This window comes from Arthrobacter sp. 1088 (assembly GCF_031455315.1).
Taxonomy (GTDB): Bacteria; Actinomycetota; Actinomycetes; order Actinomycetales; family Micrococcaceae; genus Arthrobacter.
Genome location: NZ_JAVDSM010000003.1, coordinates 74,726 through 90,152 on the forward strand (window position 1 = coordinate 74,726; position 15,427 = coordinate 90,152).

Here is a 15,427-nt window from a genome sequence, read left to right on the forward strand (position 1 = left end):
CAACGAAGCCAAGGGAGGAACACTGCGTGACTGAACGCCCTGAGGGCTCCGGCGGCAGGCCTCACACTGACGGCTTGCCCAAGACCCAGCCGATGCGGCCATCGCAAATCCGGCAGAACGCCAATGCCAAACGCATGCTGATGCGCTTGGTGCAAGGCGATAGTCCGCCCACAGCCCCCATGAACATCGTGGACCGGCTCGCGGGAAGTCCGTACGCCAACCCAACTATCCAGGTTGTCGGCGTCGACGCTTCAGCGCGCAAGACCATCGACTTCGCCCTGCATCTGGCCGAAGTCATGTTCCGCTACGGCGCAGGCGCCCTTGAAGTTGAGACCAGCATGATTGCCGTGACTGCCGCTCTTGGCTTGAAGAACGTCGAAGTGGACATCACCAACCAGTCGGTGGCCATCAACTATGCACCGAAGGACCAGACCCCCATCACGTTGTTGCGTGTGGTGCGCTCGTGGACCAACAACTACGCCGGCCTCGCCCAGGTGCATCAACTGGTCACGGACATTGTGGCCGGAGGCGTTGCCCGCGACGAGGCAGTCCGTCGACTCAACGACATCGTCCGGAGCGCCAAGCCCTTCCCTCGCTGGATGGTGACCGTTGCCTTCGCTGTGTTCGCCGCGGTGTTCGTGGGCGTACTGGGCGGTGGTCCGGGCGCATCAGCCCTGGCATTTGGCTCCAACTTGCTCATCAGCCTGGTTGCGCGTCAACTGAGCCGGTGGCGCACCCCGGACTTCTTCATCACCCTGTCGTGCTCGTTCCTGGTTACATTTATCGCCCTCATGCTGCGTTGGGCGGGCGCGGACATCGCTCCGTCCATTGTGGTTGCGGGCGGGATCCTGTTGTTGCTTCCCACAGGCAGGCTTGTGTCTTCCGTTCAGGACGCCATCAACGGCTTCCCCGTCACGGCCGCCGGACGGTTCCTTTCCACGTTGCTCACCTTCGGCGCGATCGTCGCCGGCATCGCCGTCGCCGTTGTGGTCGGGACCCTCATGGGCAGCGAAGTCCTGGACGTCACCAAAACATTCCCGGACGCGTATCCTTTGTGGGGCCAAGCCATCCTGATCGCGATCGCGGTGGTAGCTATCGGGGTCACCGAACAGACGCAGATGCGTTTGTTACTCCCGACGGCGGCAGTCGGCCTGGTTGGCTTCTTCGTCTTGTGGGGGGCTACCACAGCCGGGTTTGGCGACCGCTTGTCGCCGGCAGTTTCGGCTGTGGCTATCGGCCTGCTGGCTCGGGTAGTGGCGCTGAAACTTGGTGCTCCCCAACTTGTGGTGGCTGTTCCGGCCGCGCTCATTCTGCTGCCCGGCCTAACCATATTCCGTTCGATGTATGTATTGACCATCGAGGAAGCGGACATTCTGCAGGGCGCCGGGGGCATGTTGAACGCAGGCGCGATCGTCCTGGGAGTGGCAGCAGGCATCGTGCTCGGCGACAACCTGGCAAGGCCGCTTACGAAGGGACTATCCAGCAACGAGCGCCGCAGGGTACGGCGCCGCTAGATCTGTCCTACGGGGAGCTTCTTCTCTGCCTGGAACACTTCCTCTACCCGGCCCTGTGCCCAGTAGCCGGACAGTGAAACCTGCGAACGCTCCAGGCCGCGCTGGGTGAAGAAGATCTGCCGCAGGCCCTTCATGTAGCCCCTTTCGCCATGCGCAAAGACATCTACGCGGCCGGGCAGCCACTGGATTTCGCGAAGCGCGTCCAGCAACACCTCGCTTGATCCGGCCGGCACTCCGTTGCGCTGGAGCCAACGGAGTTCCAGACCGGCAGGAGCGGCGATAGGCAGGATGTCCTCGGCGCTGTCCACCTCAAGGAACGCATATCCGCGGGCTTCCGGGGCGAGGGCCTCTATGCAGGCTGCAATGGCTGGAATCGCGGCGTCATCGCCGGCGAAGAGGTGCCAATCGGCGTCGGGCGCGGGGTTGTAGCCGCCGCCGGGGCCGGTAAAAATCAGGGAGTCTCCGGGTTCTGCTGCCGCTGCCCAAGGCCCTGCCAGGCCCTCGTCGCCATGGACTACGAAGTCAATCGCCAGTTCGCGTTCTTCAAGGTTCACCCAGCGGATGGTGTACGTCCGGGTGTGCGGCCATTGCTCACGGGGCATTGACTCGCGGATGCCCCACAGGTCCAGTGGAAGCTGGTAATCAACGCCGGGCTGCGGAAATACTATCTTGACGTATCGGTCCACGTATTCGTTGTTGGCGTAGTCGCTGAACCCTGGGCCGCCGGCGACGATCCGCACCATGTGGGGTGAGAGCCATTCTTTGCGCAGGACGGTCAGGTTAACCTGCGGACGCGTGTTCCGGGTGGCGGACGAGGTAACGGGGAGAGCAGCCATGTAGGCAAGCCTAAGCTAATTCATTGGGTGCCACCTGGGTATGAGTCGAAGGTTACAAGATGGGTAGTTCCCAATTGACGGGCTCTGCGCCCTGTTCCATCAACAGTTGGTTGGTGCGGCTGAAGGGCTTGGAACCAAAGAAACCACGGGATGCTGAGAGGGGACTCGGGTGCACTGACGTGATTGCCGGTGTGCCATCCAGCAGCGGCATGACCGCTTCGGCGTCCTTCCCCCACAGAATCGCTACCAGCGGACTACGGCGTCCAGCACCGTCGGTGCGATGGGCTACCGCCCTGACGGCCGCCGTCGTGATTGCCTCCCAGCCTTTGCCGCGGTGTGAGCCGGCGTTTCCCGCTGCGACGCTAAGGACGCGGTTCAGCAGCAGGACCCCTTGGTCCGTCCAGGCTGTGAGGTCGCCATGGATGCGCGGCGGGAGCCCAAGGTCGTCGTGGAGTTCACGATAGATATTTGCCAGGCTCCGGGGGATCGGCCGCGTATGCCGCGAGACGGCAAAGGAAAGCCCGACGGCGTGTCCCGGGGTTGGGTACGGGTCCTGGCCAAGGATGAGTACTTTGACGTCGGCCAGTGGTCGGCAGAAAGCCCGGAGCAGGTTGGTAGCCGGGGGAAGGACTTGGATCCCCTGGGCAGCCTGACCCGCAACAAAGGCCAAAGCTTCACGGAGTTGGCCTTCCACGGGTCGCAAGGCGTCCGCCCAATCCGCGGCCATCAGCTCTTCCAGGGGTCGGTCAACAAGCTCGTCGAAGCCCGGATCGGCAACGCCGGCAGGTTCCAGGTCAAACAGTGCATCCTCGCCAGTCACCCTGTCATTGTCCCCTCCATGGCATCGGCGGTGCGAATGACAGCGTTGTTATTCGCCCGTAACATGAGGGTAGGACATTTTCCCCCAACCAGCGTCAAGGAGTATGCCGTGGCAGAACCAGCACCGGAACCAATGGCGCCGCAGTCTACCGGTTTGGCACTTGAAGACCTGGCGGCAGAGACCCGCAGCGACTCACCTTTAAGTGACCGTGATCAGCAAATGTTGGCCTTGGAGCGGCAATGGTGGAAGTACGCCGGCGCCAAGGAACAGGCGATCCGTGAGCTCTTCAATCTCTCCGCCACCCACTACTACCAGATCCTGAACGCACTTATCGATACCGAAGATGCGTTGGCCCACGATCCCATGCTTGTGAAGAGATTGCGTAGACTACGTACGTCGCGCCAACGTGCGCGGACAGCGCGCCGCCTGGGGTCCGACGCGTAAATCGCCCGGCTGATAGTCAGCAGCAACCAGCAAGGACAAGGCTTCACCATGACCAAATTTGCCAAGGATGAATTCGACCGGGTCCCACAGAACAGCTCCCGGCAGGGTGTTCACCGTGACGCCCAAGAGACAGCCCGCCCCAATTTGTGGCCGGTCTTGACCGTCGGAGCCGTCGCCCTGGTGCTGGGACTCGTCGCTTTCCTTATACTTCCGCGGCTTGGCCTGGTTGCCCCCGGTGCGTCCGCAAGCGTTTCGACGCCGGCGCCCCAGCAGAGTGAAACTTCCCCTTCGGCTGCACCTACCGAATCAAGCAACGCGCCCATCGCTTCCGGTGAGCCGAGCCCGGGCACCACGCCTTCCGGCGAAGCCTCGGCAACTCCTTCTGCTGCACCGGTGGACAAAACCGTTGCAGTTGCCGTCTACAACGGCACGGCTACGGCCGGGCTTGCGAGCCGCGTCGCAGGGCTGGTCCAAGGCGATGGCTGGACGCTGGGAACTGTGGGGAACTGGGGAGGCCTGCCGCAACAGTCTTCCGTGGTCTTCTACAACGTTCCCGGCCAGAAGGCGAACGCAGAAGCGCTGGGCAAGCTCCTGGGTATTTCCGCCGTTGTTGAATCTCCTGAAATCCAGCAGCCGCTGGTTGTTGTTGTGGGACCTGGCTACCAGTAGTTCCGCCGATCTTCGAGCATTTTCCCGGGGTTCCAGCCTCGAAAGTGGCAACTCGGTTAAGCCTCAATAACAAAAGTCATGGTGGACCCCTCCGCAGCAGCGCGCGGCGAGTGACTGTGGTTACAGTGGATTGATTCCGGTCCGGAGATCCCGGCAACCGGTCTTGGCTACTGTGAAAGTGTGGGCATCATGGCTTTGGGAACCGTCAAATGGTTCAATGCCGAAAAAGGGTATGGATTCATCACTGTGGATGACTCCGGCGACGACGTCTTCGTGCACTGGTCCGCGATTCAGATGGAAGGCTTCCGCGCTCTTGAGGAAGGCCAGCGGGTGGAGTTCGAATTAGGCGAAGGCCAGAAGGGTCCGCAGGCCGAAAGTGTCCGCGTTGCATAGTCCCCTCGGCCGTCGCGTCAGGTAACGGCTGAAACCCCTTTGTTTATAGCGCAAAGTGGCGCTTCTGCTTGCACTCTCCCCGGTCGAGTGCTAATTATTGATTTAGCACTCCTACGCTTCGACTGCTAACTGCGGCCCGGTTTACGCCGGCAGCAGATGGCTCCCGGAACGTCAGGAGGATCAAGAAACACCTTGGTGGGGTGAGGTCCGGAGCGCGGGGCATACAGAGGCCGCAAGCAAAGGACCGTCCGTCGCGGGCACCCTATCTGACAGGTTCCTTCTTAACGACTGTCCCGAAAGGACTACCGCCGTTATGGCCAAGATCATTGCATTTGATGAAGAGGCACGCCGCGGCCTCGAGCGGGGCCTGAACATCCTCGCCGACGCCGTCAAGGTCACCCTCGGCCCGCGTGGACGCAACGTCGTCCTCGAAAAGAAGTGGGGCGCCCCCACGATCACCAACGATGGTGTTTCCATCGCCAAGGAGATCGAGCTGGACGATCCTTACGAGAAGATCGGTGCTGAGCTGGTCAAGGAAGTTGCCAAGAAGACGGATGACGTCGCTGGCGACGGTACCACCACCGCTACGGTTCTCGCCCAGGCACTGGTCAAGGAAGGCCTGCGCAACGTTGCCGCCGGCGCCGACCCCCTGTCCCTGAAGCGCGGCATCGAGAAGGCCGTCGAGGCCGTCATCACCGAGCTGCTCGCCTCCGCCAAGGAGATCGAGACCAAGGAAGAGATCGCAGCTACGGCTTCCATCTCCGCCGGCGACCCGGAAATCGGCAGCCTCATTGCCGAGGCCCTGGACAAGGTGGGCAAGGAAGGCGTCATCACGGTCGAAGAGTCCAACACCTTCGGCCTGGAGCTCGAACTCACCGAAGGCATGCGCTTCGACAAGGGTTACATCTCCGCTTACTTCGTCACCGACGCTGAGCGCCAGGAAACGGTCCTCGAAGACCCGTACATCCTGATCGTGAACTCCAAGATCTCCAACGTGAAGGAACTTGTCACGGTCCTGGAGAAGGTCATGCAGTCCAACAAGCCGCTGCTGATCATCGCTGAAGACATCGAGGGCGAGGCCCTGGCCACCCTGATCGTCAACAAGATCCGTGGCACCTTCAAGTCTGTTGCCGTCAAGGCTCCGGGCTTCGGTGACCGCCGCAAGGCACAGCTCGCCGACATCGCCATCCTCACCGGTGGCCAGGTCATCTCGGAAGAGGTTGGCCTCAAGCTGGAGAACGCTGGACTGGATCTCCTCGGTACCGCCCGCAAGGTTGTTGTTACCAAGGACGAGACCACCATCGTTGAAGGTGCCGGCGACGCCGACCAGATCGCAGGCCGTGTTGCCCAGATCCGCGCCGAGATCGAGAACTCCGATTCCGACTACGACCGCGAGAAGCTGCAGGAACGCCTGGCCAAGCTGGCCGGCGGCGTTGCAGTCATCAAGGCCGGTGCCGCAACCGAGGTTGAGCTCAAGGAACGCAAGCACCGCATTGAGGACGCAGTCCGCAACGCCAAGGCTGCTGTTGAAGAAGGCATCGTTGCCGGTGGTGGCGTTGCCCTCATCCAGGCTGGCGCCAAGGCATTCGCCAACCTCACCCTCCAGGGTGACGAAGCAACCGGTGCCAACATCGTCAAGGTTGCCATCGATGCTCCGCTGAAGCAGATCGCCTTCAACGCCGGCCTCGAGCCGGGCGTTGTTGCAGACAAGGTTCGCGGCCTGCCTTCCGGCCACGGCCTGAACGCTGCCACGGGTGTCTACGAAGACCTGCTGGCTGCTGGCGTCAACGACCCCGTAAAGGTCACCCGCTCGGCTCTCCAGAACGCTGCTTCCATCGCTGGTCTGTTCCTGACCACCGAGGCTGTAGTTGCCGACAAGCCTGAGAAGAACGCTCCGGCTGCCGGTGGCGACGACATGGGCGGCATGGGCGGCTTCTAAGCCTCCTAAGCTGTAGCGTCACGCTTTAGAGCAAACGACGGCGGTCCTCACCATGTGGTGGGGGCCGCCGTCGTTTGCGTCCGCGCCCAAGTAGGTAGCAGCAGATGCCCTTTTCAGCGCTCAAAAGGGCATCTGCTGCTACCGAGTTGGGTGCTAGCACGCTTTCAGTGTCTGTGCGGTCTGGCAGGATTGAAGGCATGACGATTATTGCTGCCGCCGATGGCTCTGCCCTCGGCAATCCCGGGCCGGCCGGTTGGGCCTGGTACGTTGACGATTCCTGTTGGCGCGCCGGAGGTTGGCCACACGGCACCAACAACATGGGCGAGCTCATGGCTGTCCTGGACCTGTTCCGTTCCACGGCCCACATACCGCAGGAAGAACTGCTGATCCTTTGCGACAGCCAGTACGTCATCAACTGCATCACCAAGTGGATGCCCGGGTGGAAGCGGAAGGGCTGGCGGAAGGCTGACGGAAAGCCCGTGCTGAACGTTGACCTCCTCAAGGACATCGACCAAGCAATCGTCGGGCGCAAATACACGTTTGAATGGGTCAAGGGTCACGCCGGACATGACCTCAACGAGGCAGCAGACGAGCGCGCACGCGCCGTAGCCACCGCCTTCCAGCAGGGCACGGCAGCTCCTATCGGACCGGGGTTTACGGGCTCACACCAAGTCTTGGCCGAACCTGTTCCTGCCGCAGCGGCCGCCGGCACCGGGGCCGTTCCTACAGCCGGATCCGTACGCACAGCAGGGGCCGTTCCCACGACCACTCCAGTTCCGCCGGCCAGAGCCGGGCGCGGATTCCAATCCCACTCGGAACCCACCCTGTTTGGGGAGTCGGGTATCTTCGGCCAGCCGGATCTTTTCAGTGAACTGGACGAGGATGCGTCCGCGCGGGAATTGCCCGCGGAGGAAGTCGTGGTTGCCCTGGAGCGCGAACTCCTGCGCCCCGATGTGAGGACTGACATCGGCAGGATTGGAGTATTGCTTCATCCCGACTTTGCCGAGATTGGCAGCTCCGGTCGCTTCTGGACCCGGGACGCCATGATGGTCGCCCTCGAGGAGGACCCCGGCGAACCGATTGAACTGGAAGTTCTTAGCGCCGATCGCTTGAGTGAGAACACGATCCTGCTGAACTACCGCAGTTTCGCGCACTCAGGTTCGGCCCTCCGCAGTTCCGTTTGGCTCCTGGACCGAGGCCAGTGGCGGCTCCGATTCCACCAAGGAACCCCCGAAAACTGACCCAACCGGAAGCAAACAGGAAGCACAGCTGGGGAAGTACAGCTCAGGCAGCAACGAGTTTTAATGACCTGCGGGGCGGCTGCACAGGGGGAAGACAGCCGGCCCCGCAGGAGCTTATAGCTAGCTGGACCGCGAATGTAGCTTGATCGTGGAGACCCTAGTAGGCGAACCGCTGCGTGTTGCCCTGCTCGACTTCGAGGTAGCTTGCGGCTGCCGACGCCAAAGCCATGTTGATGGAAGCCAGTGAAGCCTCGACTTTGTTTTGCGTCAGGGACCATTCAAGGACAAGCGATTGGAAGTTGGTTGCCGCGGAGCCTTTCCACGTGGCTTGGAGCTCGTCCAGTCCTAGTTTCATGGCTTGCACGTCCGTGCTGATGCGGTCAACGGTTGCTTTGACGTTGGACGACTTGAGCTGAAGGAGCTCTGTGTCGACGGAAATGACGCTCATGGGTGATGCCTTTCGACGATGATGTTCCGCTGCTCGCGGCGGTGTGCGTGGCCACAACATCGAGCCTAGGCAGCCGCTTGGGGGGCGGGGAACAATCATTCGTCGCTATGTGGATAACCGCTCCGTTGATGAGCCGTCATACAGGTAATGCCAATGCGGGGGACACGCGCGTTATTGCGATATCAGCTCCGCGGGCTCCTCGCGGAACGGGAGGCTGACCACCAAAGTTGCGCCGCCGCCGTCGGTCTCTTTTACCCGGACGCTGCCCCCATGCGAGCCAACGATGGCAGCAACAATGGCCAGTCCAAGGCCACTGCCGCCGGTCTCGCGGGTGCGGGAGGTATCGGCACGGTAGAAGCGTTCAAAGATCTTGTTGGTCTCAGCCTCCGGAATGCCAGCCCCGTGATCCCGTATTTCGATGACCGAAAGCGTGCCCTCAGGACTGCTCCGTACACCAACGGCGAGTTCTATTGGGGTACCCTCTGGCGTGTAGCGCAGGGCGTTGCCCACCAGGTTGCCGATTACCTGCCGGAGCTTGGCCTCATCGCCGTGGACCGGGGCCGGGGTGGGGGACGATCCGTCGAGACCGATGAGCGTGATGTTCCGGTTGCCGGATGAGGCCTTGGTATCCACCACGGCGTCGTGCGCCAACAACTGAAGGTCCACAGGCTTGAGCTGCAACGGCCGCTGCTCGTCCAGCCGGGCCAGGAGGAGCAGGTCTTCCACCATGGAACCCATCCTCTTGGCTTCGCTTTCGATTCTGCCCATGGCGGTGGCGACGTCTTCGGGAGTCGCCAGCGCGCCGTGGCGGTAAAGCTCAGAGAAACCGCGAATGGTGACCAAGGGTGTCCGGAGCTCATGGGAAGCATCCGCAGCGAAGCGGCGCATCCGGGCTTCAGAAGCGGCGCGCGCCGCAAAGGAGGCCTCAATGTGGGCCAACATTGCGTTCAGCGAAGCGCCGAGGCGGCCCACCTCTGTATGGGGGTTGTCGATTTCCACGCGTCGTGAGAGGTCGCCTGCGGCGATGGCTGCGGCTGTCTTCTCCACCCGGGCCAGGGGCCTGAAGGATCGTGCCACAGTCCATGTAGCGATGAAGAACGCCAGAACCAGGGTCAGCAGGCCAACACCAACCACCACCAGTACGGCGTGTTCCATGACTTTGTCCACGGGCGTCAACGGCAGGCCGATAATGACCACGCCGTTCTGCCCGTTGGCCACGACGCCCACGGCGACGACACGCCAGTTGCTGCCGGCGGTGCCACTCACTTGGAACGGGGCATTGCCGCGCGCTTTGGCCTCGGCAGGAGTGATGTTCGCGATCGCCGGACGGTCGCTTTGCATGCCGCCAAAGGGATACGGCGAAAGCCCCGGAACATACAGGGTCAGCGAGTAGTCCGTGGGGACGGCAGGGTTCGGCTCGGACAGCTTGTCGAATGACTGCTGGTCCTGGGCCAGTGCGACGGCGGCCTTGAGTTTGTCATCAACCTGGCCTTGCAGGTAGCTCTTGACGAGCGTCAGCGTGCCGGCGCCCGTCGCGGCCAGCGCGAGGAGGAGCAGTCCCATGATGATGGCGACGAGCTGCGACCTCAGGGACGCCGCTTTCCAGCGTTGCAGCAAGGTCAGCGCTTCTCTGCCGTTCGCAGCACGTAGCCCACTCCGCGCTTGGTCTGGATGAGGGCTGCGGCATCGGGGTCGATGTCCACCTTGCGGCGCAGGTAGGAGATGTACGACTCAACGATCGAGGCGTCGCCATTGAAGTCGTATTCCCAAACGTGGTCCAGGATCTGTGCCTTGGAGAGAACGCGGTTGGGGTTCAGCATGAGGTAGCGCAGGAGCTTGAACTCGGTGGGGGACAGCTCAATGACCGTGCCGCCGCGCCGGACCTCGTGGGCGTCGTCGTCGAGTTCGAGATCGTCCACGCGGATCACGGCGTCGTCATCCTCAAGGGGCTGGGTCCGGCGCAGTACGGCGCGGATGCGGGCCACTACTTCGTCAAGGCTGAAGGGTTTGGTGACGTAGTCGTCCCCGCCCACAGTCAGGCCCGTTACCTTGTCCTCGGTGTCGTCCTTCGCCGTGAGGAACAGGACCGGGAAGTGTTTGCCTGCGGCACGGAGCCGACGCGTCACTGTGAAGCCGTCCATGTCGGGCAGCATGACGTCCAGGACCGCGAGGTCGGGGGCGTGGAGGTCGGCGGCGGCCAGGGCTTCGCGCCCATTGGATGCGGCAACGACCTCGAAACCTGCAAACCGCAGGGACGTGGAGAGAAGCTCGCGGATGTTGGGTTCGTCGTCGACGACAAGGAGCTTGGCTTCGGGGCCGTTCTTTTTCATGACACCCATGATGCTCCCAGTTTCTGTGAGTTATCTGGATGCTTGATGTGAGAAGACTGCGCGCCGCTTAGACTCCGAGGGCGAGTCCTGCGCCGAGGGCTCCCATGGTCACAGCGATCCCGCCGTCCAGGATCCGCCAGGACCTGGGCCGCGCGAAGAAGCCGCGCAGGAATCTGGCACCGAAGCCCAGGGAGCAGAACCAGAGGACGCTTCCCAGCATCGCCCCGGCTCCGAACCACCATTGCAAAGAACTGCCTTGGGCGCTGGCCAGCGAACCAATAAGCGCGATGTCCAGGTAGACATGCGGGTTTAGCCACGTCAGCGCCAGTACGGTGGTGAGTACAGCGGCGAGGCCACGTTTGGTGTCGCCATCGGTGGACGGCGTATCGGAAGAATCGAGCGCCTGTGGGCGAAGGGCGCGACGCGCAGCAAGAACCCCGTAAGCCACCAGGAATGCCGCGCCGACAAAGCGCAAGATCACGACGGCGGCAGGAGCGGCCGCGATCAGTGCGCCTGTACCAAGCACGCCGGCGGCGATAAGAAGGGCGTCTGAGAGTGCGCATACTGCGACGACCGCACCTACGTGTTTGCCAAGGATTCCTTGTCGCAGCACGAAGGCATTTTGGGCACCGATAGCAACGATGAGGCCAAGACCGGTCGCAAGGCCGAGGCCTGCCGAGTTGAAGAAGTCAGAGAAAGTCACCCTTGAAAACTATGGGGCGAACGAAACTTAGACCAGCTAATGTTTTTCACGTGGCATAAGATCTTCTTATGCCACAGTTTCCTTCTGAGCAGTTGTTGACGTTCGCCACCGTACTTTCGGAAGGCACACTGGATGCGGCAGCGCGCCGGCTGCACATCACGCCGTCGGCCGTGTCCCAACGTTTGAAGGCGCTTGAGCAATCGTCCGGAAGGGTCCTGCTCCAGCGGAGCAATCCCGCGCAGGCCACGGAAGCGGGCGAAGTGGTGCTTCGCCTTGCCCGCCAAGTAGCCCAGCTGGAGGCAGATGCAGGCGTCGAGTTGGGTTTGGGCGCGGACGGTCCGCAGCTGGCTGTGCCGATCGTGGTGAATGCGGACTCGCTTGCGGTCTGGTTCCTGCAAGCACTTGCCCGTGTGCCCGGCGATCTCAACATCACCTTTGACCTGCACCGCGACGACGAACAACACTCCACCTCGATGCTGCGTTCGGGGACCGTCATGGCTGCGGTCACAGCCACTCCGGACCCGGTGCAGGGCTGCCGGGTGGAGAGCCTCGGAGTCATGCGTTACCGGGCAGTGGCAGCTCCGGTCTTTGTGGACCGCTGGTTTGCGGACGGGGTGGACGGAGGCCGGCTCAATACAGCACCGGTCGTGGATTTCGACCGAAAGGACACCTATCAGTGGGCTTTCGTGGAATCGTGGCCGGGTGCTTCAAAGGCACAACAGAAGGGGCCGCGACACTACGTGCCGGCTTCACAGGACTTTGGCGATGCCATTCGCCTGGGCTTGGGCTGGGGATTGATTCCGGAGGTTCAATGCGGGCCGGACATTGCCGACGGGCGCTTGATTGAACTCGCTCCCGCGCGCCCCTTTGATGTTCCGCTCTACTGGCAGCGCTGGAAGACGGCATCAAAAGTGCTCGACGTCGTCAGCTCCATAGTGCGCGAAGTCTCCGCCGAGTACCTTCGAACGCCCTAGTCCGGGACGTCCCCAAGGCTTAAGATCTGAACACGCCCACGGATGCTCCTAAAAATGTCAGTGCCCCATTCCACACTGGAAGCATGGCAAAAGAAGCAGCCCCCATCAGCATTCATCACAATGAAAAAGCCGCGGACGTCGAGTTCCACGTGACGTACCTGGATACAGACTCGGGCCACATCAGGCGCGAGGAATTTCCGGACCTGGCATCGGCCGAGCGCTTCGCCAGCGCACAGCTCCATGACGCCGACTGCTGGGCAGTAGTGGATCACGTTGCCATCCCGCAAGCCAGCCGCATGGTGGCCTGAGGACGAACGCGACACCAGCTGTCCTATCCCGCCAGCTGTCCTATTCAGGCCGGTTGTGGGAATGGCCACCGTGTACGAAGTCGGATGACACGCCTTCGTACTTCAGCAGCATCATCATTCCCTCTGCAGCATGGTCCAGGTTGTGGCAGTGATCCATCCAGATGCCCGGATTGTCCGCGTGCAGCAGCAGCTCCCATACGTCGCCCGGCAACACGTCCACGGTGTCAAGGATCAGCGGCGATCCACTTGGGGCCACGCCGTTCCTGCTGAGTACTTGAACGTGGTGTCCGTGGGGATGCATGGGGTGCGGCTCCGCGGTGCGGTTGACCATCGTCACTTTTACGGTGTCCCCTTCGGCCACTTCAATGGATGGCACCAGGGGATAGGCTGCGCCGTTCACCGTAAACGCGTAGCGAGGAATTCCGTCAACAAAGCGGAACTGGCGATCCAAGACCAGCACTTCCTCCCGGACATTTTCTGCGTGTGCCGGTGTGCCGGCCACAGGTTCACCGTAGTGCAGCAGATCCAGGACGGGCGTCGTCGCAAAGATGCCCGGCTCCGCCTTCTCAGGGATGCCAATCGCCTTCTCAGGGACGCCAACCGCCTTCACCGGGATGTCGGCTTCTTTCATTGCGGCGTCAGGGCTGGATGGAGCAACCACGACGACGGCGCTGGCCGCCGAGTCAGAGCGGAGCGTCACCTCGGATTCGGGCATCGTGAACGTGACGTCCATCCTTCCCCCGGCTCCCAGCCGCAATAGCTTCCCCTTGACCTCCTGAGGCTGGTTCACCTCCGTTCCGTCCACGGCTGCAACCTTGAACGCCGTTCCATCCAGAAGGTAGCGCTGCGGCAGGGAATCAGTGTTGATGAGGCGCACGCGAACGCTCGAGCCGGGGACGGCCGCATGCACACTGCTACGGTCTGAGGAGCCCAGCAACCCCAGACCGTCGAGGTCGTGTCCTGCCACCACAATGTCGGTATCCGCGCGAGGCAGTGTGGGGCTGTGCACGACGAATGTGCCGTAGAGACCCTTGCGGACACCTTCGGCTGAATCTTGGTGCGTGTGGTACCAATACGTGCCGGCCTGCGCCGCAAGGAACCGGTAGGTCATGGACTGCCCGGGCATGACGGCGTCCTGTGTGGCCCCAGCCACGCCGTCCATGGCATTGGGGACGTCGTAGCCGTGCCAGTGCAGAGTTACGCCAGCGCCCACGTCCTGGTTCCTCAGCTCAACTTCCATGACCTCGCCCAGTTGGGCTTCGATGCCAGGGCCCGGGAGGCTGCCAAAGGTCCATGCATCGGTAGACTCCCCGGAGGGCAGGGTTATGTGTTCGGTGCGGGCAGTGAGTTCGTAGTGCCGGACCACGGCATTGTCAGGGAGGTCGCCCACCAGGCTGGTCACCGGAGTTGGGGCCACCACTGGTGCAGTGGTGACACCTCGGTGATGACCGATTGCGGCTGCAATCACCGCGCCATCAGCGGAACGGCTACCCAACCAGGCAAAGACTCCCGAGCCCAAAGCGGTGCAGGCCATGAGTCCGGCGACTGCAGCAGCCGCCGTCGTGCGCCTCCGAACCATGCGGCCCCGGCCGGGTGAAACGGTGCCGCCGGGCGGAGCGGCAGGAGCGGCGGGAGCGGCAGGAGCGGGCGGGCGAGGGAAGCGAGGGAACAGCGCGAGCCTGGCCAGCATCACGGTTCCTGCAACCAGGAACAGGAGAACCACCAGCGTCCACGGGGTGGGGAAGGGGCCGAGGACGAAGGTCAGCGCAAGTGAGGCTATTGCCGAAGCCGCGGCGGACACCATGGCGAGGACAGCCCATTCCTGGGTTCGGCCAGCGCGTCCGGGTAGCTTGCCCGAACGTGGTGGGCCGGTGTTCCGCCTCCTCAGCAAGTACGGAACACCGGCCATCGCGGCCCAAGCCGCGGGGATGGCGGTCAAAGGCAGGCTGATGGTTGTGCGTTCGCTGGCAAACCACCAGCTGCCCGCCACCAAAGCGGGGAGCAAGGCATAGCGCGCCGCAGTGGCAACGACGGCCAGGCCCAGCAGAAGAAGCGCCAAGTCGACACCGCGTGGCTTGGCTGGCCTCCTGTCAGCTGTTGAAGAAATGGCCATCCAGGCGGCGGCCATCCAGGCGCCGGCGGCGAGGATGGCCAGCACCAAATCGACGGCCAGTAGCTGTGAAATATTCACAGCCGCCGCTCATCACGCCGTAGCGGAAGAGGCGGAAGCATCCGAGGCTGCTGCCTTGGGTGGAAGGGGTTGGGGATTAAGTGCAAGGGCGCGGGCACGCCTGAACAACCAGTAGGACATGAAGATGATCAGCAGCCCCGTGATGGGGTGGATGGAAGCCACCCACGAGCCGGAGGGCGTGATGAAATCCTCCGACGAGCCAGTGAGCATGCCGCCGATAATAAAGATAAACAGTTGCACCCATGTCATTAGGAAGATTCCGGCGGCCAGCCAGATGGTCCGGGATCCCGCCTTGGCAATGGCTGCAACGATCACAGCCAGCAATGCCGAATAACGCAGCACATATTGGCCGTTCATGACGTGATAAACGCCCGCTTCGCGCTGGGCTTCAATAGTGTTTTGGAAATGGAAGTAGCCGGCGAAAAAGAGCTGGGCAAGGCCTGATAGCAGGATGATCGCCGACAGGACCAGGAGGGTTTTACGCATAAGGAGTCCTCTGGTAAAAAATCACAGATTCTTCAAGGCCTTCGAATCGCCGGCACCCTGGCTGCGGGATTCCCCCGTTACCGACGACTGGCCGCCAGGCTGCCTGGACCAAGGGCAACCCTAAGGGCGGA

General features: G+C 62.4%; 16 protein-coding genes. 8 read left to right on the plus strand and 8 right to left on the minus strand.

The features are described 5' to 3' along the window. Positions 1-26: 26 nt before the first annotated feature. The gene (locus J2Y41_RS05325; protein ID WP_309926878.1) at positions 27-1,514 is read left to right on the plus strand and encodes a threonine/serine exporter family protein; all 1,488 of its coding nucleotides are present in this window, start codon (positions 27-29) and stop codon (positions 1,512-1,514) included. On the opposite strand, the gene J2Y41_RS05330 is transcribed toward J2Y41_RS05325, so the two are convergent. Both J2Y41_RS05330 and J2Y41_RS05335 read right to left on the minus strand, forming a co-directional pair. Beyond that, positions 1,511-2,350 carry a siderophore-interacting protein gene (locus J2Y41_RS05330; protein ID WP_224093647.1) on the minus strand — a complete coding sequence of 280 codons (840 nt, stop codon included), beginning with the start codon at positions 2,348-2,350 and terminating at the stop codon, positions 1,511-1,513. The two genes, J2Y41_RS05325 and J2Y41_RS05330, sit on opposite strands and share 4 nt — an antisense overlap. Before the next feature lie 52 nt (positions 2,351-2,402). Further along, entirely contained in the window at positions 2,403-3,170 is a 768-nt protein-coding gene (locus J2Y41_RS05335; RefSeq protein WP_224166551.1) for a uracil-DNA glycosylase, read from the minus strand. Between the two features lie 108 nt (positions 3,171-3,278). Here J2Y41_RS05335 and J2Y41_RS05340 point away from each other — a divergent pair, with 108 nt between their 5' ends. The 5 genes from J2Y41_RS05340 to J2Y41_RS05360 all read left to right on the plus strand — a co-directional run bounded on the left by J2Y41_RS05340 (position 3,279) and on the right by J2Y41_RS05360 (position 7,856). Further along, positions 3,279-3,614 (plus strand): DUF3263 domain-containing protein, encoded by a 336-nt coding sequence (locus tag J2Y41_RS05340; protein ID WP_396133470.1) that lies wholly within the window; start codon positions 3,279-3,281, stop codon positions 3,612-3,614. A 48-nt stretch (positions 3,615-3,662) separates the two neighbouring features. Continuing rightward, a complete protein-coding gene (locus J2Y41_RS05345; RefSeq protein WP_224093649.1) occupies positions 3,663-4,283 on the plus strand; it encodes a LytR C-terminal domain-containing protein in 621 nt (206 codons plus the stop codon). A 189-nt stretch (positions 4,284-4,472) separates the two neighbouring features. Continuing rightward, entirely contained in the window at positions 4,473-4,676 is a 204-nt protein-coding gene (locus J2Y41_RS05350) for a cold-shock protein (protein ID WP_216926027.1), read from the plus strand. 313 nt (positions 4,677-4,989) lie between these two features. Beyond that, on the plus strand, positions 4,990-6,615 hold the full coding sequence (gene groL, locus J2Y41_RS05355) for a chaperonin GroEL (RefSeq protein ID WP_224093650.1): 1,626 nt from the start codon (positions 4,990-4,992) through the stop codon (positions 6,613-6,615). A gap of 197 nt (positions 6,616-6,812) precedes the next feature. After that, the gene (locus J2Y41_RS05360; RefSeq protein WP_309926889.1) at positions 6,813-7,856 is read left to right on the plus strand and encodes a ribonuclease HI family protein; all 1,044 of its coding nucleotides are present in this window, start codon (positions 6,813-6,815) and stop codon (positions 7,854-7,856) included. A 157-nt stretch (positions 7,857-8,013) separates the two neighbouring features. On the opposite strand, the gene J2Y41_RS05365 is transcribed toward J2Y41_RS05360, so the two are convergent. The 4 genes from J2Y41_RS05365 to J2Y41_RS05380 form a co-directional block, all read right to left on the minus strand. Further along, positions 8,014-8,304, minus strand: a complete 291-nt coding sequence (locus J2Y41_RS05365; protein WP_224093660.1) for a WXG100 family type VII secretion target — start codon at positions 8,302-8,304, stop codon at positions 8,014-8,016. A gap of 171 nt (positions 8,305-8,475) precedes the next feature. Then, positions 8,476-9,921: a HAMP domain-containing sensor histidine kinase gene (locus tag J2Y41_RS05370; protein WP_309926894.1), complete on the minus strand. Its 1,446-nt coding sequence runs from the start codon at positions 9,919-9,921 to the stop codon at positions 8,476-8,478. A 2-nt stretch (positions 9,922-9,923) separates the two neighbouring features. Continuing rightward, complete coding sequence (locus tag J2Y41_RS05375) at positions 9,924-10,634, minus strand: response regulator transcription factor (protein WP_026543233.1); 711 nt, start codon at positions 10,632-10,634, stop codon at positions 9,924-9,926. A 67-nt stretch (positions 10,635-10,701) separates the two neighbouring features. Then, on the minus strand, positions 10,702-11,337 hold the full coding sequence (locus tag J2Y41_RS05380) for a LysE family transporter (RefSeq protein WP_309926897.1): 636 nt from the start codon (positions 11,335-11,337) through the stop codon (positions 10,702-10,704). A 68-nt stretch (positions 11,338-11,405) separates the two neighbouring features. Between J2Y41_RS05380 and J2Y41_RS05385 the strand changes: the two genes are divergently transcribed. Then, a complete protein-coding gene (locus tag J2Y41_RS05385; protein ID WP_309926899.1) occupies positions 11,406-12,311 on the plus strand; it encodes a LysR family transcriptional regulator ArgP in 906 nt (301 codons plus the stop codon). 83 nt (positions 12,312-12,394) lie between these two features. Continuing rightward, positions 12,395-12,619 (plus strand): hypothetical protein, encoded by a 225-nt coding sequence (locus tag J2Y41_RS05390; protein WP_309926901.1) that lies wholly within the window; start codon positions 12,395-12,397, stop codon positions 12,617-12,619. A gap of 40 nt (positions 12,620-12,659) precedes the next feature. Here the strand turns inward: J2Y41_RS05390 and J2Y41_RS05395 are convergent, their stop codons facing one another. Together J2Y41_RS05395 and J2Y41_RS05400 are read right to left on the minus strand one after the other, a co-directional pair. Then, on the minus strand, positions 12,660-14,810 hold the full coding sequence (locus tag J2Y41_RS05395) for a multicopper oxidase family protein (RefSeq protein ID WP_309926904.1): 2,151 nt from the start codon (positions 14,808-14,810) through the stop codon (positions 12,660-12,662). A 12-nt stretch (positions 14,811-14,822) separates the two neighbouring features. Then, positions 14,823-15,296: a hypothetical protein gene (locus J2Y41_RS05400; protein WP_224166558.1), complete on the minus strand. Its 474-nt coding sequence runs from the start codon at positions 15,294-15,296 to the stop codon at positions 14,823-14,825. Positions 15,297-15,427: the final 131 nt, after the last annotated feature.